The sequence below is a fragment of the Photobacterium sp. ABD4_091 genome (assembly GCF_056160145.1).
The window spans coordinates 139333-159806 of sequence record NZ_JBSWWQ010000001.1 but is presented as its reverse complement, the minus strand read 5'-3'; the positions used below and the strand labels follow the sequence as shown (position 1 = coordinate 159806).

Annotated in this window: 17 protein-coding genes; 4 read left to right on the top strand and 13 right to left on the bottom strand. The window is 47.4% G+C overall.

The genetic code is table 11. The annotated features are described in order from the left end of the window. Nucleotides 1-117 precede the first annotated feature (117 nt). From ACXAGQ_RS00615 to ACXAGQ_RS00565, 11 genes are all read right to left on the bottom strand, one after another. Nucleotides 118-1566, bottom strand: coding sequence for an FGGY-family carbohydrate kinase (locus ACXAGQ_RS00615; protein ID WP_475250907.1), 1449 nt, complete (start codon nucleotides 1564-1566; stop codon nucleotides 118-120). 16 nt (nucleotides 1567-1582) lie between these two features. Beyond that, entirely contained in the window at nucleotides 1583-2881 is a 1299-nt protein-coding gene (locus ACXAGQ_RS00610; RefSeq protein ID WP_475250905.1) for an MFS transporter, read from the bottom strand. 203 nt (nucleotides 2882-3084) lie between these two features. Next, nucleotides 3085-4236 (bottom strand): FAD-binding protein, encoded by a 1152-nt coding sequence (locus ACXAGQ_RS00605; RefSeq protein ID WP_475250903.1) that lies wholly within the window; start codon nucleotides 4234-4236, stop codon nucleotides 3085-3087. Beyond that, nucleotides 4236-5036 carry an electron transfer flavoprotein subunit beta/FixA family protein gene (locus tag ACXAGQ_RS00600; RefSeq protein WP_475250901.1) on the bottom strand — a complete coding sequence of 267 codons (801 nt, stop codon included), beginning with the start codon at nucleotides 5034-5036 and terminating at the stop codon, nucleotides 4236-4238. The genes ACXAGQ_RS00605 and ACXAGQ_RS00600 overlap by 1 nt, the downstream gene beginning before the upstream one ends. Next, entirely contained in the window at nucleotides 5029-6489 is a 1461-nt protein-coding gene (locus ACXAGQ_RS00595) for an FAD-binding oxidoreductase (protein ID WP_475250899.1), read from the bottom strand. The genes ACXAGQ_RS00600 and ACXAGQ_RS00595 overlap by 8 nt, the downstream gene beginning before the upstream one ends. After that, complete coding sequence (locus ACXAGQ_RS00590) at nucleotides 6486-7430, bottom strand: FAD-binding protein (protein ID WP_475250897.1); 945 nt, start codon at nucleotides 7428-7430, stop codon at nucleotides 6486-6488. The genes ACXAGQ_RS00595 and ACXAGQ_RS00590 overlap by 4 nt, the downstream gene beginning before the upstream one ends. A 1-nt stretch (nucleotide 7431) precedes the next feature. Continuing rightward, the gene (locus ACXAGQ_RS00585; RefSeq protein WP_475250895.1) at nucleotides 7432-8163 is read right to left on the bottom strand and encodes a hypothetical protein; all 732 of its coding nucleotides are present in this window, start codon (nucleotides 8161-8163) and stop codon (nucleotides 7432-7434) included. Nucleotides 8164-8222: 59 nt separating this feature from the next. Continuing rightward, nucleotides 8223-9674, bottom strand: coding sequence for an FAD-binding oxidoreductase (locus tag ACXAGQ_RS00580; protein ID WP_475250893.1), 1452 nt, complete (start codon nucleotides 9672-9674; stop codon nucleotides 8223-8225). 74 nt (nucleotides 9675-9748) lie between these two features. Further along, nucleotides 9749-10525: an SDR family oxidoreductase gene (locus ACXAGQ_RS00575; RefSeq protein ID WP_475250891.1), complete on the bottom strand. Its 777-nt coding sequence runs from the start codon at nucleotides 10523-10525 to the stop codon at nucleotides 9749-9751. 192 nt (nucleotides 10526-10717) lie between these two features. After that, nucleotides 10718-11296, bottom strand: a complete 579-nt coding sequence (locus tag ACXAGQ_RS00570) for a glycerol-3-phosphate responsive antiterminator (RefSeq protein ID WP_475250889.1) — start codon at nucleotides 11294-11296, stop codon at nucleotides 10718-10720. A gap of 10 nt (nucleotides 11297-11306) precedes the next feature. Next, nucleotides 11307-12887: a BCCT family transporter gene (locus ACXAGQ_RS00565; RefSeq protein ID WP_475250887.1), complete on the bottom strand. Its 1581-nt coding sequence runs from the start codon at nucleotides 12885-12887 to the stop codon at nucleotides 11307-11309. Nucleotides 12888-13564: 677 nt separating this feature from the next. Here ACXAGQ_RS00565 and ACXAGQ_RS00560 point away from each other — a divergent pair. Continuing rightward, nucleotides 13565-15085 (top strand): ISNCY family transposase, encoded by a 1521-nt coding sequence (locus tag ACXAGQ_RS00560; protein ID WP_475250885.1) that lies wholly within the window; start codon nucleotides 13565-13567, stop codon nucleotides 15083-15085. 822 nt (nucleotides 15086-15907) lie between these two features. On the opposite strand, the gene ACXAGQ_RS00555 is transcribed toward ACXAGQ_RS00560, so the two are convergent. After that, nucleotides 15908-16081 (bottom strand): hypothetical protein, encoded by a 174-nt coding sequence (locus tag ACXAGQ_RS00555; RefSeq protein WP_475250883.1) that lies wholly within the window; start codon nucleotides 16079-16081, stop codon nucleotides 15908-15910. Nucleotides 16082-16699: 618 nt separating this feature from the next. Continuing rightward, nucleotides 16700-17611 (bottom strand): LysR family transcriptional regulator, encoded by a 912-nt coding sequence (locus ACXAGQ_RS00550; RefSeq protein WP_475250881.1) that lies wholly within the window; start codon nucleotides 17609-17611, stop codon nucleotides 16700-16702. A gap of 117 nt (nucleotides 17612-17728) precedes the next feature. Here ACXAGQ_RS00550 and ACXAGQ_RS00545 point away from each other — a divergent pair, with 117 nt between their 5' ends. From ACXAGQ_RS00545 to ACXAGQ_RS00535, 3 genes are all read left to right on the top strand, one after another. Then, entirely contained in the window at nucleotides 17729-18673 is a 945-nt protein-coding gene (locus ACXAGQ_RS00545) for a universal stress protein (RefSeq protein ID WP_475250879.1), read from the top strand. A gap of 82 nt (nucleotides 18674-18755) precedes the next feature. Continuing rightward, on the top strand, nucleotides 18756-19199 hold the full coding sequence (locus ACXAGQ_RS00540) for a phosphate-starvation-inducible PsiE family protein (protein WP_475250877.1): 444 nt from the start codon (nucleotides 18756-18758) through the stop codon (nucleotides 19197-19199). 201 nt (nucleotides 19200-19400) lie between these two features. Next, nucleotides 19401-19946, top strand: a complete 546-nt coding sequence (locus ACXAGQ_RS00535; protein ID WP_475250875.1) for a prepilin-type N-terminal cleavage/methylation domain-containing protein — start codon at nucleotides 19401-19403, stop codon at nucleotides 19944-19946. The last annotated feature ends 528 nt before the right edge of the window (nucleotides 19947-20474 follow it).

Here is a 20474-nt window from a genome sequence, read left to right as displayed (position 1 = left end):
ATGAAGGGACTTTCCGTTGGTTTAGAAAATGGCAGAAGATAATTGATTATTAATAACGGTTATGATGCAACCACCGCCAGATACTAGCTAGGTGGTTGCAGCATCATTGTTGACGTTTTAGTCGACTAATGGACTCAGTTCTTCCAGCATGGGGTCAAGATGACGCGACACCTGACTATAAACCCGTTCATTAAGTCGGCTATAGAACTTATGAGCCTCTAGGTTTGGCTGGTACACATCGCCGGATTTTACGAGGCGCTCAATGGCTTGCTGTGCACTGTCAAAGCAGCCGACCGCCATACCAGCGTTTATCGCACAGCCAATAGCGACTGAGCCATTCATTTTGTTACGGGTACTTGGAATACCAAAGACATCAGCAAAAATTTGCATAAATACATCGCTGTTGGCCCCGCCACCTGATATCACCAGCTTGGTCAAAGGCTGACCCTGCTCTTCTGCCATTTTGTCCATGTGGTTCTTTAGTGTATATGCTATTCCCTCGAGGAGAGAACGGAACATATGCCCACGAGTATGGCGGCCGTCGAAACCAATCATTGCACCTTTGCGAAACTCTGCTTCCGATGGGGCAGCCCAATCATGTATAGTCACTAAACCATCGGATCCTGGTGGTACTTGAGCGGCTTCGCGGCTCAACAACTCCTCAATGCAAACCCCTTTGTCTTCTGCTTCTGCCAGCGCTGCTGCACCAAACTGATCGCGGAACCAGCTAACGGTCCACATGCCTCGGCGAACCCCCATACATTCGTACAAGTAGCTGTCGGGCAACGAGGCTTGGAATGGCCAATAGTGCTCAGTATTCTTGGCATTTTCTTTGCCGTGAACCATCGCCCCAATGTAAGTCCCTAGAGATATCAATGCGACACCCGGCTCTAGAGAACCTGCGCCCAGTGCCTCCACGGCTTTATCATGAGCGGTAGCAACAACTGGCAGCCCAATTGGAAGCCCGAAGCGCTCTGCAATACCATCACGTAGGTGACCTAAGATTTCCCCTGGCTTCACGACATCAAATACCTGTGAACGTTCGAGATTACAGTTTTTCCAAAGTTGAGGATCGTCACTCCAGTCCCAGCGGTCGTTATCCATTGGCCACCAACCAATGTAGTTGGCACAAGTATCCTTGCTTTCGCCGGTTAAACGATGGGTGATATATCCCGAAGTAGTTGTGACGTAGTCGACCTGGCCATATTCGGGCAGGTGTTCATATGGATAGTTTAGGCGCTTATCCATCCAGTTGATGACGGGGTGAGCCAGTTCACCATTCTTTCGCATCAGCACCCTACAGCAGCGGATGATGCAAATCCCCATCGCTTTTATTTGTCCCGCGTCTAGCCCCAGCTCATTAAATCGATCCATTGCACGCTTGAAGGCGAGTTGGGTGGCATCCCACAAATCATCATCAGGATGCTCTGCCAGAGAAGGGGCAGGTATAGTCATTTTGCGTAGCGCTTGCTTTCCTTCGCAGACAATATCGCCGTCAGTGTTGAAAACAACGATTTTTGCGCTTTGAGTGCCTACATCAAGCCCCAGTAAGTATTCATTTTTCATAAGAGACCTCTTGTATTTATTTACCGTAGGATTCAGCTTGTAGTTGAACTTCAGACTGTTCATCGTTTGATTTTTGTTGTCTGATTTCTTTGTAAAGTAATGTGGTCGCAATTACCACGAGGGACATAGCGACAAAAGCCATCAACCACATATTTTGATATGCCTGTTCAGCAGGAAGGGTATCCTGCCAGTGCCCGACAATCGGATAGACAAAAATATCCGGCAGGAAGCCTAGTACGGAAACGACGCCAATGGTGGTACCCGTAATATGCAGTGGGGTTTTTACTTCACCGATGGTCGCCCAGTAAAGGCCCCGAGATGCCATACAGACAAATGTTACGACTAAAATCAGACCAATAGCTAACCCTACAGACTGAGGATTGCGGTTGAGGAAGATCAGCCCCATGATGGTAGCTAAACTCAATATCGCGCCAAGACGCAGTACTCGGGTGCTTGATTTTATCGGGCTATACGTTGTGATGAGCCCCCCCGCTGGCCCGCAGATAGCGCGGAACACTTTATTGATGAGGACACCTATAAAGCTGGCTGTCGCGAGGGTCATGCCGTAGTGCTCGACCAGGTAATTGGTGGAATAACTCAAGATGGCATAAATGGAATAGACGCCCATTACAATCGCCGAACACAGCCAGGTGGTCTTGCGGGCCAGTACGCCTAGGATATCCTGCATGGTAATTTGAGGCCGTTTGACCTCTTCGCTACCATAGCCGTGATCAACGAAAACCCAGCATAGAGCCGCCAGCGCGATGTATACGATACTGTAGATTAAAATGACGCTGCGCAGTCCGTTCGCAGATGCCCCCGCCTTGTCCATGCTGGTGAATACCCACATAGTTAGCAGGGCAAGTATCATCACACCAACCCCTCGCATACCTTCCATCCAGCCCATGATGGCACCCTGCTCTTCGGATGACCCTAATAATGAGGCTGCTTTGAGTGTTACCGACCAAAGGGTGAGTATTGTGGTGATCGCAAAGCCGAACTGGATGGCAATCATCACCTCAAAGGAGGGGAAGGTCGACATTAACAAACCCAGCAGCCCGGTTGCCAGCATACTGCCAGTCATCATGTATTTGTGTGAGAACTTATCGGCGATGATACCGCTGGGAGCGTAGAACAGAATCGCTGACATGCCAAAGGTCGACATAATCAGCCCGACTTGCATGTTGGTAAATCCCATGTGTTCAACCATGGGGATTTGATAAACAAAGCGCAGGTAAGCTAGATCGAAGCTGACTCCACCACTAACACTGATGATCAGTAGGACAATCCAGCGGCGCATATTAGCTAATTTCATAACGGCCGTTTCCTTCTATGGATAAAACAAAAAGAGAAAGGCCTTCTAACGCAAAAAAGAGAAAGGTCTTCTTTTGCAAGAAGTTACCTTTCTCTAATATCTCTAAGTAACAACCCTTTTATATCAATCCCACTGTGGGAGAACCGTGAGCGAGCTCTAACTGTATCAAATGGGAATGTGGCGCTTGTCCCGATATTACAATCTTATGTCAGCAAGTGATGAATTTGCTCGACAACCGTATAAAGATCACTACATATGGCTAAATCTGCACGTTGCAAAAGAGGTGCATGTTCATCGTTGTTAATTACGGTTAGGTGATCCACCTTCCCAAGCCCGGCCTGAAACTGAATACTGCCGGATACGCCAACACACAGTACCTTGGAGCCATGAATACGCCTGCCGGAAAGGCCGACCTGTTTATGCGACGGAAGCCAGCCCCGATCAATCAATACCCTTGTGCCCAAAAGTTCAGCCTGCCACTTGTCGGCAAGCACTTGTAGGTCATGCAGATCTTGTACTTGTTTCAAGCCTCCTCCTGCGATAATAAACCGTTGGCGGGCAGGCTGGACACTAATTAGTGAGCTCGTCACGACATCAATAGGGGTTAACGATAGCTTTCGCTCAATCAGAGGGGCTGTTCTGGGCATATTCACTGCTGGCTCTTCTGATGGGGTTGCCTGCACGGTAGCAAATTGTGGCCGAGTGAAAGGGGTGGTGATTCGTGCCATAACCGTACCGCCAAAAGCGGGACGAATCTGTACGAGATCACCATTGCGTCGTAGCTTGAGTTCAGTACAGTCGGCGGTAAGGCCCGTCTTCATTTTCGTCGCGACCCACGGCGCTACAGCCCGAGTCTCCAGGCCTGACGGTAGGATAACTACATTCGGTTTCAGGTGTTCGCAGGCGTCAAGCAACGCTTTAGCATAATTTTGTCCGTCAAAGTCGCGAAAGATTGGATCGAAATAGCACAGTACGCTCTCAGCAGGGAGTGAGGCTAACTGTTGGCGATAACAAGATAGTTCAGTTCCAATCGCAACGGCACAAACGGGCTCACGGCGGACTTCGGCAAGCTGGTGTGCTTGTTGGAGTAATAGTAGACTATCGGTGCTTATCCCTTCTGGTTGCAGCTGTAGATAGACCAATATTCCCCTCCACTCATCCAGACCCTCATCGGGGACGCGCTGTGGGATCTGTATCAGTTGCTTCGGGCAAGCTGGTAGGCACTTTCGGCATAACTGACAGGTGTTGTCGATTTGGGCATAGCCGTCTGTAATGCTGATTGAACCGTAAGGGCAGGAATTCAGGCAGTCGCTGCAACCGTCACACCCTTTACTGTCGACAATAATTCCTAACATTACTCTCCTTCCCATTGCGATACAATAGACAGGGCTAGCTTGGTAGCCTCACCCTTTTGTAAGGTGGGATTACGCCGTTGCCGGGGTTGGTAAACCCGCTCGACCTGGGTCGGGGAAGCATAGTAACCATAGTGATCCGCAATGCTGTCCGGCAATGCGGCCAATGTCAGAACACTAATCGGCTGACGTTGTGCTCGTAAGCGCTGTGCTAGGCTGGCAGGGCGAAGCCCCTGCTCATTCTTGTGTACAACAGCTAGGCTTGGCGAGGGTAGTCGCTGTATCTGGCTTTGCAGGGTCAGAGCCTGGCTTACCTTCCAATAAGGTGGTTCTGCCTCAATTTTCTCTACACCGCAGGCATAAGGCAGATCTAGTTGGGCAGCCAGAGCAGGTCCTAGCTGACCGGTGTCTCCATCAGTACTTTGGCGGCCACATATTATCAGGTCGTATGGTCCGGTACTGGTTATTCCTTGTGCTAGGGTGTAGCTGGTAGCGAGGACGTCTGCTGCTGCAAATACGGGATCGCTGAGCAATATTCCCTCGTCGGCTCCCAGAGCAATCGCCTGGCGTAAAATCGTACTGGCGTAAGGGGGACCCATTGAAATGGCTACAACACGGCTTCCCAGAGAGTCTTTCAGTTGCAGCGCTGTTTCCAGAGCAATGGCATCGTGTGGGTTGAGAATTGCTGATCCAGCCTGGCGATCCAGTTGGCGGGTTTCCTGTCTACTGGAACTGAACTGTGTACTTGGAACTTGTTTTATGCAAACGGCTATGCGTCGATTAAATCCTGCAATATCAAGCATGAAAGCGTCCTTTAGGGTCAAAGTAAGCTTTACATTCCCGCCAGCAACGCTGTACCCCTTCCAAGGCGTCCTCCGGTAGCTGCTCAGCCTTGATTTGGCCCAGACCATGTTCGCCGATCAAAGGTAGGCCGGCTTTCTGGCTGTCGTTAGCCCATTGGCGGATGAGTGTGAGAGCTTGTTTGCGTTGTTGCTCGTTGTGCACAACCCAATTTATGTGCATATGGTTACTCATGGCGTGGCCAAAGATATAGTGTTCAATGCCGCTAGCTCTTGCAGCTTCGGTTACGTGAGGTAAACATTGCTCCATCTCTCCTGTAAGGGGGAAATCGACCGCCAGCTTTATCTGCTGGAAGAGGTCGAGGCGGCTATTCACTAGCTCAGGGAGACGTACTCTCAATTGCTGCAGTGCTTCAAATTCATCTGCTGTACAGCTGGCGAGGATCTGTTCTGGCTCACCACCAATCTCCTCCACCAATAGCATGACCTGCTCGGCGAATGCTTCCAGAAGTTGCTCCTGCTCGGCATGGAGCTCAATGTACAAAGCCTGCTGCCATAACTCTATGTTTCGGCTAAGGTGAATGGCAAAGCGGCATTGGGGATCTTTAGCTAGCAACTCAAGGCTTGCATTGTCCAGCCATTCGGCGCAAGCAAGTTCAGGCTGTCTATCACTCCTACTCCGCAGGTTGTCGATAAAATGGCCGGCATGATCAAGACAGGCAAAGGGCACAAGTAATGCCCAGCGTTGACTGGCTCTGGGTACAGCGCGGAGCCAGAGGTGGGTAATGACCCCGAAGCGGCCTTCGGAACCGAGCAGCACGTCAAGCAGGCAACTGCCCTTAGCTAACTCAAGGGCGTTAACATTGACAGTCGATGTGCCATCCGGGAGTTTTGCGAACCCTTCTGTGATGGGGTACTGTCCTCGCCTGATTTGATGAATACGACCCAATCCATCTACCAACTCCACAGCCTCAATCCCAGTGCGCGCAGAACCATAACGATGAGCATACAGTCCGCTGGCGTTGTTGCTGGCGACCCCACCCAGCGTTGCGTCTTGTTGCGATGGAGCCTGTGGCCAACACCAAGCCTGACCGTTCGTAGTGGGAAAACGCTGATCTAGTTCAGACAAAGCTTTGTCTAGCGCATATAGGCTAATTCCCGCTTCGACTTTGACCAATAGACCAGCGTCATCTTCAGAGATATCACATACCTGTGTCATTTGTTCAGTACAGATAATTGCACAGCTACTGGGCACGGCACCGCCGCATAACCCGGTTCTGGCACCTTGCACGGTAAATGAGCTTTGGGTCTGGGTGATCAATGCTTGTATGGATGATGGGCTGTCTGCGAAGTACAGCTCCGTTGCATTGCCGCGTAACCGGGACTCATCACGTAGGTACGACTCAGGTACGGTGGGGTGTGGGGACACACAGTACTCAAAATGGGATGAGTTCATAATGACTCCTTAATTGCTAGGCCATGTGGCGTGAGGGCTGGAACAAAGTCTTCGATATCAGCAATACAGCCAAAATTAGCCCAGTTGAAAATAGAGGCGCAGGGATCGCTGTTGACGGCAACCAGACATCTACTGTCGATAATGCCGACCTTCAATGCACTGGCTCCGGATGCGCCTAATACGATAGTGAGCTGTGGTGAGATATGCTGGCCGCTTGCGCCAACCAGATCCTGTGGTGCAAGCCAGCCGTTCATGATGGACGGTCGGGAACCATAAACTGATGCATCTATCTGTTGCGCGAGCAGTTTTATTTTCTCTACCTGTTCTCGTGACCCCACCCCTTGACCGATCACGATGGCACATGCTTTCTCTGTTGGTGTTGCAGTCGGGGTGTCGGTGGTTTCTAGGGGAGCGATATCACTAGTTTGTTCATCGTTGATGAGATGCGTGTACTCAAAACCATCAGACATCGAAGGGGTGTCATTGGTCCCCGCCACCGTCATTGTTATCGGGTACATCTGGGGAGTGAGGGTGAGTTTGATCTGTTGGTTATTAATGAACCGTTGTGGCAAGACTGTGTTGGCTGGTTCCAAATTACGCACGGTGCAGCCATTCAGCCGCAGGGCGAGTCTGCTGGCAAGCTGAGTGCTTAGGGAACCGGCAGCAATGAGGATTCGCTCTGGGCCGATCATGTGCAGCTGCTTCTCGAGGTTGTTAATATAACTGTCGGGAAACAGAGGCTGCTCACAGTGAAAGTAGAGGCGTTGGTTGACAGGATCAGGCCAGTTTGGCCAGCCGAGAGGTCGTTCTGAGCCGCCGATACAAATTTGAATACATTCCCCATAACGACCTTGCTCTGCGCACGTTTGCCATTCGTGCAGTTGTCCAGCTGCGTCGGGGGCTTCATCGAGAAATAGCAGAACACAAGGCAAGTTACTCATCTCAGCTCCTTTGGATAACGGCTTTTCTTATTTCGGAAACTAGGGTGCCAATGTCATCAGGCGAAAAGTAACGGCACGATGAATCAGGCTCGGCAATCCACTGGAGGTCGACTGTGCGCCCTTCTTCAACTGGTGCTGTCAGCGGCATGGGGTGGTGGATAATCTTCTGGTTTCTCGACTTCATTCGAGCCATCAATGTAGGCACCGGTAGGCTACGTTGGGCGACACTGCGATGGGCAATCCATACCGAGGGGCCGTTTACTCTGTATCGTTGCCGGATATTACCGTGCAGGCAAGATAACTCTACTTCTGTGTGGCTCATCTGTTGTATTTCCACAACATCCTGTATGCAGGGATAGCCCAGTAACTCTGCGAGTAAGAAGCCTGTCTCATGATTCTCAGCACCGCCTTGCTCGGGGCCGACGACGATCCATGGGATTTGTTGCTGCTTGGCAAAATCTGCGATGATTGTTGCTGTACTGCGCGGGGCAAACTCCAGTGGCCAGTGGGGGGGCTCAATGCGTATGGCTTGATGGTAACCGTTGGCAATTAGTCGTTGAAGAAGAGCATCACCACGCTGGTCTGCAATAGTAAGTGCTGCCATATTGAGTTGAAGGGATTGGTTGGCTTCCAGCAGCAGCGCTAGAGCGCCTTCATCAACGGGATTAAAACTGAGGGTAAAAGAGGCGTCAGAAGACAGGGTGCACTGGGCACCTGTCTCCTGTTTTATCATAGGGGCAGCTGCCTGCCACATGGCCTCAGCAAGCAGCTTTACGCATACCAGAACCTGCATTATTTTAGCGGGAAGATTGTTCCGGTATTCATAATCCCATTGGGATCGAACTCTTTTTTCAGGCCAGTAAGCAGGCGATAGGCAGAACCATGTTCTGCTTCTGTCCACTCAGTTCTGTGCTTGCCGATACCATGATGGTGAACCATGGAGCCCCCGGCTTTGATGGCCTCTTCGGCAATAATCGCATTGAGCGGAATATGATATTTGTTGATTTCCTCTTCTGGCTCGCAGTCGACAACATTGTAATCGTAGACGAAGTACATGTTGGTTCCCGTCTGGTAGCTGTGAGATGAGTGACCACCGAGCATGGTTAGATCTTCAACATGTGGGAACTCCTCATGAATCCGGCGCAATGCATTTTCGTAGATATTGTTAATACAACTCCAGTTACCTGAGACCTCGGTAGTAAAGCCCATATTCATATGCTTGCGAATGAACTCACGCTCGGCTTCAATTTTTTCCGGCCCCCAGTTGAGGTGGGTGAACCAGTTTTCGATAATCGCGCTGTCAACACGTTCACAGCCTTCAAGGCCGGCAGCAATTGCATCGATACCTTCTGCTGTCGCTTTAGCAATGCCCTTGGGGCCCTCAGCCATAAAGATCAGAACACATTGTTCTGGTGCGAACTGGTCAAAACCATGCTGGCGGCCATCTTCCGCATCGTAAAGACGGGCAACGGAAGGGCGATAGCCGTTGGCCATCACTTCGCGAAGCCCCTTGAAGCCTTCCCGCATATCCTGAAGTCGGTAGCCCAGATAAAGGTTATTCTCAGGCATATACTTGAACAGCTTGATGGTGACTTCTGTGATATAGCAAAGTGCGCCTTCGTTGCCAATAATGATATGACGGATATCGGGACCGCAGGCACGGCGGGGGACATCTTTGATACGGGTAACTTCACCGGAAGGTAATACCGCTTCTAACCCCATCACCATATCCTCGATACCCCCATAAAGGGTAGAGAACTGACCGATACTGCGGGTTGCGACCAGGCCGCCATATTGTGCCAGGGGCTTAGATTGCGGTGAGTGACCGGTTGTTAGCCCGTACTCGCGTACTTGCTCTTCCAGCGCTTCGAGGCCAACACCACACTGAATGGTTGCTTGCATGTTTTCTGGGTCGATACTGACAATCTTGTTCATGGATGAACCATCGATAACCACCGAGTTTTCAATGATGGTCTCCAGCCCGCCCTCGGTCGCAGAACCGCCAGTACGCGGCACGCAATTTACACCATGCTCGTTCATGAAGGAGAGTACACGGCTTACTTCATCGGTGCTGTGCACCTTTATGACTGCCGCGGGTAGCGGAAGTGTGTAGATCCCAAAAATGCTAGGCAGTTTATGGAAGCGGTCATGGCTATTTTCCTTGAGCACAGCCTCATCGGTGATCACCTGATCAGGGCTGAGTATGTCAACTAGGTGGGCGACGATTTGTTCACGGTTTAACATTTTAATTCCTTTTGATCAATATCTTATGTATTGGTTACGGCATGGTATTGCCACAATTGGTGTAGATAAGACACCTAGCGAACTAGATAGCCGCCATCTACAACGACCAGGTGACCGTTCACATAGTCTGAGGCTTTGGAAGCCAGATAGACCACGGAGCCCATCAAGTCTTGGGTTTCGCCCCAGCGGTTGGCTGGAATGTGGTCAAGCACTCGCTGGTTGGTTTCCGGGTTGCTTCGTGTTTCGAGAGTAATGTCTGTCGCGTAGTAACCAGGTGCAATCCCGTTGACCTGAATGTTGTACTGTGCCAGTTCATCGCAGTAGGCCTTGGTAAAACCGGCTAGTGCATGTTTTGTTGCAGCATATGCTGGCGACCATTGACCGCCAAGGAAGGAGAATAGCGAGCAGATGTTGATGATTTTACCGCTGCGCTGAGGGATCATGATTTTTGCGGCTTCATGGCTGAGCTCAAAAGCTGCCGTTAGGTTGACGTGGATCATCGGATCCCAGTCTTTACGCCCAAAGTCCAGTACTTCGTTGATGCGGCAAATACCGGCGTTGTTGACCAAAATATCCAATCTACCGAATCGTTCAATACATGCCTGTACGATACGGGCAGGAGCACCGTCAGCAGTAATGTCAACGGTCATAAACTCGGCTTCGATATCTTCTTGTTCGAACAGCACTTTGCAGGCACCGTCCTCTTCCATGATCGTAGGGATAAACAATTTAGCACCGGCTTTGCCTAGAGCTAGTGCGTAGGCTTGGCCCAGTCCAGTGTTGCCTCCCGTGATGATGGCTGTTTTGCCGTGGAGTGAGAAAAAATCCAAAGAAAAGTCTTCGATGCGCATATCAACCTCTTATTATTTTCTAGGGCACAAAAAAAAGAGAAAAGTACCTCCTGGCCATGCCAAGAGTCACTTTTCTCTTTAATCTCTATAAGTAACTGATACTATTTATATCACGTTGGACAGGATGTTCTGTGATAGGGGGCATACTTTTGAATGTGGCGAATAAATCCATAAAAAACACTTCACTTCACTTCACTTCACTTTACAGCCAGTCCCCGCGAGTGCCCAGACCTGCTGATTCGTCGTAGATATGGCATTTGCGCCGGCCTTGAAAGCAGCCAGAGCATCCTCTTCATCACACACAAGTCCGCCTGCAATAACCGGTATGTTAACTTTGTCTGTCACCCAGCGTATAACCTTAGGCATAGCACCAGGCATCAGTTCTATGCAGTCGGGTTTGCTTTGAGCAACTTGCTGATCGATGTTGTGGTAGGTGATTGAGTCGATCATGAAGATGCGCTGAATGGATATCAGGTCATGCGCCTTTGCTGCCTTGATCATGCTGGACTTGGTGCTAATGATGCCGTCAGCTTTGCTGACGATGCTCAAGAACTCAATAACAATATTTTTGTTGGCTGCCCCTTCCAGAAAGTCGACATGGACAAAGGCTGACTTTCCCGCCATTTTTACCTGATTGACGATACGGCCAATATTGCAGATGTTGCCAAATAGAATGAAGATTGTTTGGCATTGTGATTGCAGCGCTGCATCGAGATCGCCTTGGTTTTTGACAGTTGCAATGATTTGCGGTTTGTTGATTGTAGAATTCATGTTTATCTCGCTAATATGCGTTGGAAGCTAGGCTTTTCGGTGTTGTATACGACCTATAAAGTAATATCGTTAGTGAGCCCATGGTGGCCGTAATAATGATTAAGGCGGGAAGCCCCCCGAGGTTTGACATCATCTTGATGCCATCAATGCCGACAAAGGCTGTCATGAACCAGGCTATACCGCCGATCCCGGTTCCCCAGATTACCTTCATCGCGTTTTTGGTCACTGGGCTTTGTTCCTCGTCTTTCACGCAAAGGGATGCGATTGCCTCAGTATTGGAGTCCGCAGCCGTTACATAGGCGAGGAATGCAATGAAAATAAACAGTACTTGTAGCAGTCCCGATTGGGGTAGGGTATCGAATAAAGCGTATATAATAGATTCTGCTCCCTGCTCATGGAGTAGGGTAAGAAAACTGCCGTCAGTGAGGCTCAAGTGAAGTACCGAGCCAGAAAAAATACTCATCCAGGCGATGGAAAAAATGGCCGGGAATAGTAAGTTAACGATCAAAAACTGGCGAACAGTGTAACCTCGAGCAATTTTCCCCAGGAAAAGGGCAATGATAGGAGCCCATGCCAGCCAGTTGGCCCAATAGAAAACTGTCCAGCTTTTCCCCCAGCTATCATCCGGGTGAAGTACGCTGATGAGGCTTCTCGGTACAAATTGCGTAGCATATTCAATCAGCGCATTGCCACCGTTTTGCACCAAGGCTTTGCTGGGGCCATAAAAAAGAACCATAAGGGCAATGCACACAAAGAACACCGTATTCAGCCCGGACAACCTTGCAATACCTCGCTGCAATCCAGAAAGCGAAGAAACCACAAAGCAGCATACAATGGCCAGTGTGACTAACCCTAGCAGCAAAGGTGTGACGGTGTGGTTGCTAAGCGTTGCTACGCCGCCACTTAGAACAAGCGCCCCAGTACCTAATGAGGCTGCCATACCCGAACAAATGGCAAACAGAGCCAGTGCATCTACTCCGCCACCTAATTGGATAGCTTTGTTGCTGCCTAAAAGAGGACTCAGGCATGAACTGATTGAGAAACGGCCATGCAAGTTGTAAAAAACCAGAGCAAACGTCAATGCCGGAACGGTATAAATTGCAAAGGGCGTAAAGGACCAATGCATAAACATCGTCGATAGGGCAAACATCATGGCTTCAGGGCTTTGCTCGGCAATCCCCATAGCGAGAGGAGGGGCACTGAAATGAAATAGCGGCTCGGCACAGGCCCAAAAAAGCATCCCTGTGGCGGTTGTCGTGCAAAGGGTAATACTCAACCAGCGGAATGGGCTCAGTAAGCGGGAGGCATCAGGGCCACCGATACGTATGGATGCCAAGGGGCTGAAGAAGATCAGAATACTTAATACAACCATAAGTAAGCTGGCTATCGAAAACCAGCCAGAGAAATTATCAAGAATGAAGTTATTGAGGGTGGCACTGACATCAAAAAAGCTCTGTGGATCCTTGGCGCTCGCTATCACGCTCAGTCCCAGCAGGGCAAAAGGGGGGAGAAATACACCGACACGGATAGAATGTATGACTTCGCGTACATAAGTTTTGGAGAAGATATTCCAGCTTAAGTGTTTAATCATATTTGTCCAATCCATCGAGTAATTAAATGGTCACTCAAAAGTCCTGTGAAATCCTAAGTGCCATAAGGACCATCAAAAATACCACTTCTCGTTGGAATATTGTTTTATACATTCAAAATTGAGATGGATGTCGATATAAAGCCGTAAAGTTAAGTCATATTTGTGATTGATATACTCAATAGTTAGGTGGTTAATGAAATGGCGTTTTGAAATTTCATTAAAATACAGGTTTGTAGAGAATATCGCTTGTTCATATAAGCTATCCGTATTGTTATGATTTATGGGTGTGCTACATCGATAGTCGTAACACGCATTATCCCATTTAAGTTTGAAGAAACTTAGCTTCTATTAAAGTCTTTAACAGTTGCCCCATATGGATACAGGGCAGCCTGCAGCATTAAATTGCTCGACTGTTTATGAGTTAAATAGATAGTTACTAGTAAGGTGTTTTGTCATACATGAGCAAATTTATCACCCTCGTATTTAGTCAAGCACTGACTCACATTCTGTCCATTTTGAGTTAGCCTGCTTCATGCTTATCTTGTGATCACCAAGCGATTCTGTCGTATGTTAACTACCAAGCGACTTTGTCATTACGTTAACTACCGAGGGAATTTGACGGAACTCATTTAGCGTACCTTTTAAAGTAATTAATGGAGCTTTAAAAGGTGCTAAGGATGTTCTACATGGATTCCAAATCCCAGTTCACTGTCGATATTATTGCCAAAGTTATCGACGGCAGAATGAGTATCAATAGCGCCGCAACCTTGCTCAGCAAGTCACGCAGAACAATCGAACGTTACTTGAACCGTTATCGGAAAGAAGGCATTCAATTCGTTATTCATGGCAACAAAGGCCGTGCTCCTGTTAATAAAATCCCAGAGTCGCTCAAGAAAGAGGTGCAAAACCTCATCCAGACCAAGTATTACGACTTCAACCTGCAACACCTATCAGAGCTCCTGGCGAAGAATGAAGGACTCTCAATCAAACGTGAAACCCTGCGGTCGTGGGCCCATGATATCCATCACGTGAAGCGTGCCAAGCGACGCAGAAGCCGAGTCCGAAAGTATCGTGAGCGTATGGAATCGCCTGGGCTCATGTTGCAAATGGATGGTAGCCCCCATCGCTGGTTCGGTGATGAACGGTCTTGCCTGATTGCCATCATTGATGATGCCACCAGTGATATCCATGCTGAGTTTTTCCCGTCTGAAACCACGGAAGGGTGCATGAAAGTGATGCGGGCTTATATCGAAAAACGAGGCATATTCAAAACCCTTTACGTGGATAGAGCCGGTATTTTTGGCGGCCCTAAGCGCAGCAACTTCTCGCAAATGCAGCGTGCCTGTGAGGAGCTCGGTATCGAGATTATCTTCGCCAACTCACCACAGGGCAAAGGGCGTATAGAGCGATCCTTCGATACCTTCCAAGATCGGCTTGTGCCTGAACTTCGATTAAACAAAGTCACGGATATGGCAAGTGCTAATCGGTATCTACAAGAAGAGTTCATCCCAAACTACTGGGCAAAACACGTCATGGTTCAGCCGAAAAGCGTACGCTCGGCCTTTAAGCGTTTACCAGATGATTTAGACCTCAACACTATCTGTGTGCAAAAAGAGTACCGCAAGATACGGCGAGATCACACGTTCAGCTTCGATAACAAGATGTACGTTATCGACTCGCCTATCCGTTATTCGATAGTCAACCAACAGGTGGAAATCCGCTGTCAGTTCGACGGCACCTTCTCTGCCTATTTTGGCCACCGTCGGCTCGATATAACGGAACTCGTTGAGCCCCGAAAATGCAGTGAATATGGCAAAGAGGTTCAGCGGAAAATAGAAGCATTAGAGCTCGTTGAACAACTTGGAAGTATCTCTAAAGCCGCCCGTATCCTTGGCTGCTCCCGCCAATCCCTTTACACCTATCAGAAAATAATGGCCGAGGAAGGGCCTATGGGGTTAAAGCGCATCAATAAACCCCTCAAGCGCAGTAAGAATCGCATACCAGAGCACGCAGAAGACAAGATTATCGAGCTGACGCTGCTGAACCCTCATGCGACATTAATGCAATTAATGATGGAGTTAAAACAACATGACATCACCGTGAGTATCGGCACGATTAAAAACATCTGGAAGGAAGAAAAACTCAATACTAGGGAGCTTAGGATTAAAAAATCACAATCGATGAATATCGACGTGTAAGGCGAGTGAGCAACATGGGAACTAGAATATAGGAGCATGACAGAATCGGTTGGTATTTATCCCGTCATGTTCCCTCAGTAATGACATGCTTCATGCTTATCTTGATAGTTTTTATCAATGGAATAATAGGGAGGTCATACCCCCATAGATGTCGTTTTGATTCACAACTGCAGATAGTCAGTAAAGTGTTAGGTGCGCATTGCTAGAGGGCGCGTCTCTGTTGTGAAGGGGAGATAATGGCGATCCCAACGCCTATGAGTTAATTGCTAGTAACAGTATGATGACAAACCGCTATGGGGCTGCTTCCCGTTCAGGCCACTCCGTATTTAGGTGGCGAGATCCGGCTAATTTGTCACTGTCGTTCATTTTCGTTCTTCGTTTGATGCAAGGAATGCATCTTCAAGCCTTACCATTATTGGGCTCTGGCCTGTTGTGAATCCCTCGTCTCTTTTTTCTAAAAGAGACGAGGGAAAAGCAGAGGCTATCATTCGCCAACCTTATGACGTTTAGCATGCAAGTAGCTTAGCTTGAAGCTAAGTGATTTTATGGCTTTTCTGCCGCGTTGAGTGAATTACCGATGAATTTCGGTGAGTAAGAGAAGAAGGCACCAGCCTTTTGAATGCGTCTCCGTAAAATCCATAATTGAGCTTTTCAGCCGATCAGCCCTTCGGCATAAACGTCGCTTTGACGTGAATAACTCAATCATACGGCATCTCATTTAGCTATAAACATTAAACACCGGGGAGGTTTTGATTCGAAAGAGCCGCTGTTTTTTAGCAGCGGCATGTATGATTGAGAAGTATTGTTAAGCTGATAACGTCCCTAATCCTGCTTGAGGTAATTGTTCAGGAAGTAGTAGTAAACATCTTCTTCACTGAGGTTACTGCCATGCAGTTGGTAAACGAACTGATGTGTAGTGGCATCGAACACTACAACATAGTTACTATACGCTTGTGTGTAGTATTGGATTCCCTGGTACTCATACATTTGCTTCATGTTTCTTTCCCCCTCTGTTAGTTGATGTATCCAGCTTACCGGAATGCCATCATTGTCAAATTTCAGGGGGTTCAATGGGTCAATAACACCATCGGTATCTGCTGTAGGCTAATTGAGGTGAGTGGGAAAAGTTATGGAGTTTGCATACTGTGTGAGCACCGTTCTAGTGGGACAAAAAGGGGACAAAAAGAGTGAGATTTTGGCTAGGGGACAAAAAAGGGACAGTTGGAAAACCGTTAAAAACCAATTTAGACAAATTAAAGGTATTAAAAAATCAGTGGCTTATATTTGAGGCCAGTAAACACAAGTAATAAACAGGTCACCGTAGCATTCCGCCCAGTACTTTGGATACTCGTTAATTTTGTCTGAAATCATTTGCTTACAGTTTATTTCTCAAAAATATGGCATAGCGGGACAACTTAACGTCCCACCTTTTTGATCATTTATGATTTTATGTCCTATACAAAAAATAGCAGCGCGGAGGTCTCTTCCAGCGCTAGAGAAAAGTATAGGGTGTTTAAAAGGGGAGCAGTTTACCACGTTCGCTGTGTATTACATCTTTTTTACTTCATCGCTAAGCGCAATACTTTGTGGGAAAGATCAAGTAGAAATATCCCTCTAAATAGTGTGTTTATCTGTTGCATGCTGAATAAAGGCTTCGCTTAGCGGGGTCTGGTGTTTGAGCGGTGCTTTGACGATGTGCCAGTTGGTCAGGATGGGAAATCCGGCAATAGATAGTTTCACTAACTCTGAGCTGGGCTCATCTTCCAATGCATATTCTGACAAGATAGCCAGCCCCATACCTGCAATGACACAGTGCTTGATGGCTTCGTTGCTTTCAATAACAAGCTTAGGGTTGAACTGGAGGCGGAGCTTTTCAAAATGGGCATCGATAGCGTAGCGGGTGCCAGAGCCTGGCTCCCTGGATAGCCACGGGTAGTTCAATAAATCTTGCGGTTCTATGCGGGGTTTGTTGGCCAGAGGGTGATCTTCTGGGGCAATGGGGTAGAGCCGATTTGGCAGGAACTGGATAGAGTGGGTTTCCATCTGCGGTTCTAAATGGCTGAATAAGTAGATGTCATCCAGACCTTGGTGGTATCGCTCTAGGATAGATTGCCTATTACCGACTTTCAGCACGATATCAACCAACGGATAGGTATCACAAAAGCTGCCCAATAAATGCGGAATGAAATATTTAGCGGAGGTAACAACGGCGACTTTTAGGGTACCCGCTTTTATCTCGCTCAGGTTAGCCAAATCAATCTCCAACCGGTCAATGGTATCAAACAGCTCGTTGCAGTAAGTCGCCAGTATGTCGGCGGCTTGAGTAAACACTATTTTTTTGCCGACAACCTGGTACAAGGGCGTGCCGACTAACTCGGTGAGCTGGCGCAATTGGATGGAAACCGTAGGCTGAGTCAAGTTTAGTGTTTTGGCTGCTAGGGTAATCGACCCGAGTTCATACACACTTGAGAATACCCTTAAGCCCCTGATGCTGCCGAGCCGGGATCTGAGGTGCTGTTGAGACATGTATAGATAAAAGCCTATGAATGTCATGTTTAATATTAATTATACTTTAGGTATTGAATCCTGCATATTTTCCTCAAGCAAGGCACCCGTGACGGTGTTCTGCACCGAGGAGGCAGTATGAGTTTCAATAAACTTCTTATCCCTATTGCGCCAGAACAGCCGCTTGATGACTCGTTTCATCAGGCTTTCAAATTTGCCAATCAAATTTCAGCCCAGGTGACACTGCTAACTGTTATTGAGGACTTGGCTGAGTTAAAGGAAATCTCCCGTTTCTCATGTACAACGCTCGATCTACTTGATAAATCAACCAAAATTTATCACGGCATTCTGAAAGAGTGGGTGCAGGCACTCAAGCAGGAATACACCAACATCAAATTCCAGACCAAGATACGAATAGGTATCCCGTTTATCGAAATCATCAAAGAGGCAAATGACAGCCAAGCGACCATGGTGATCTTGGACACCCATAGGGAAGCCAAAGAAAAAGCCTGCCAGCGGGGGAGTACGACTCTTCACATAATACGTAAGTCAGAAGTGCCAATCTGGTCGATAAGTACAGCGCCAAGGCCAGTGAAAAATATCGTAGCGGCTTTGGATATCTCAAACCAAGACTATCGCGATTTCAATGAAAAGATATTGGCTCTTGCTGTTGAGTTTTGTTCGATAAGCGGCGCCAACCTTACCGTTTGCCATGCATGGCGGTTGGACTCTGAAGGGTTCTTGAGAAAATGGAGCGGCTATGACGACTTGGATATAGCGCTTATATCCAAAAAAATGCGGGATGAGCGACTAGGTAGGCTGCGGTCTTTGCTGATGCCGTACGAAAACAGCCCAATTCATACTTCAATAAAAGTATTGGAAGGGGAAACCCGCCAAAAACTGCCTCAGTATGTCAATGATGAAGGTACTGACTTAGTGATACTGGGCTCGCTATCACGCTCGGGCATTGCCGGTTTTTTAATGGGCAATACCGCTGAGTCGCTGCTTAATGAAATCAATTGTTCAGTCATTACTCTTAAACCCAATGACTTTACGTCACCAGTATTGGAGGAGGGCGAATAGGGCGCTTCGCAGAAAAAGCTTCATTATGAATCTCTCAATGCAATGTTGCTGGAGCGATGGGTGGTTAAAGGAGGAGAAAACCATGAAAATAGACAGCAATGATGTGTTATCAGCAAAGTTGCAGGTAGTAATCCACTGGGCTGTTAGGGCACTCTCGATTATCATGGTTTTTGTTATTGTGATGGGCGTACTTGATGTCGCCTGGATATTATATCAGCGCCTGATCACACCCCCTCAATATATTCTGACCATCTCAGATATGCTGGCGACTTTCGGCGCCTTTATGGCAGTGCTGATTGCAATCGAAATCTTTATCAATATTACGATTTACCTCCGTGAAAATGTTATTCACGTAAAAATCGTCATGGCAACAGCCCTGATGGCTATCGCCCGTAAGGTGATTATTATTGATGTTGAAGAAATGGAAGTCGCCTACTTGTACGGAATCGCAGCCGTTGTGCTGAGTATGAGTATCGGCTATTGGCTGATTCACCAGCTGCCAAGGAAGAGTCATTTAGAAGAGTGACGTATAAATTTCATTTGTTTCAGAATAAATGTAATGGATATTTATTCACTTTAGTCCGTAGTAATAAATATCCTTATACGGTAAATGCGATAATTCTAATTTGGTATCGAATTTTTTCTGGATATGTGTAATTGTGATTGACTGATTGCTCGTTCGCCATTAAATTGACGTCATTAGAGTAAATACTCAATGGGTTTAATAATGAAAAAGAATGGCTTTACACTGATAGAGTTAGTGGTTGTGATCGTGATTCTTGGCATCTTAGCTGTCACCGCTGCTCCACGGTTTTTAAATTTACAAGTGGATGCGAGAAACTCAGCGCTTGAAGGCCTGAAAGGTGCTGTGGTATCTGGGTTAGAGATTGGCTATGGCAAAATGACGATGGCTGGGCTGGAAAGTCGATATACAACCAATAATAACACTGCGGGCAGTATTGCAACTGATATTCCTATTGCAGGCTGTGAGAAAGACGGCAAAGAACTGTGTATATTCTGGTACGGTTATCCAGAGTCAGACTTCTATACCATCACGACTCTTGTCGATGGCATCAATAAACACTATCAAGAGGACAAAGACTGGGGTATTACGAAAAAGAAAGATGAAGGCGCACTGATAATTACAGATAAATCTAACCTTATTTATAGCGGTACAACGCCTACTCTAAAAAATGATAATTGTTATCTTCGATATAAAAATCCAACTGAAAATGAAGATAGCTACAGTTTAGAAATTATCCCATGTCAGTAAGGAAAATTATTAAATAATAATCCCGCTCTCTGTATAGTGCGGTTTTAATTTTGATAGATCAGTAACGAAGCCGATGCTAAGTGTTTGAACGTCACCTGAGTTAGCTTACTTTAAGTGTGATGTGAGTCACGATTTTCGTGCGGGGGAGATATTTAAGTTTATGAATCATAAAGTATTCATAAAACCAAAGCTGTTAACATGCTTGCAGCACACTGCTATCATTGATACCCTGAATAGGCTAAAGCGTAACGATTTGGGATGCTATGTACACGATTTTTTCGTTACTCAAATGGGTAGTTTTGATTTACTTGGTCAAGACTGGGCGTATCCAAGAATCAACCTTTCAAAAGTGGAAACAAATGACTTTGAATGCTGTCACAATGATTGTGCTGCACTCAACGCTAGTCATCCACTTAGTAGAAGGGGTAGATTTGCAGAGCAATGGAACTGGCGATGGGTATTACCTGAGAGAAACGTTTTCCGCATTACATAATAAGGAGGCTTAAGCCTCCTTATTTTTTATATCTT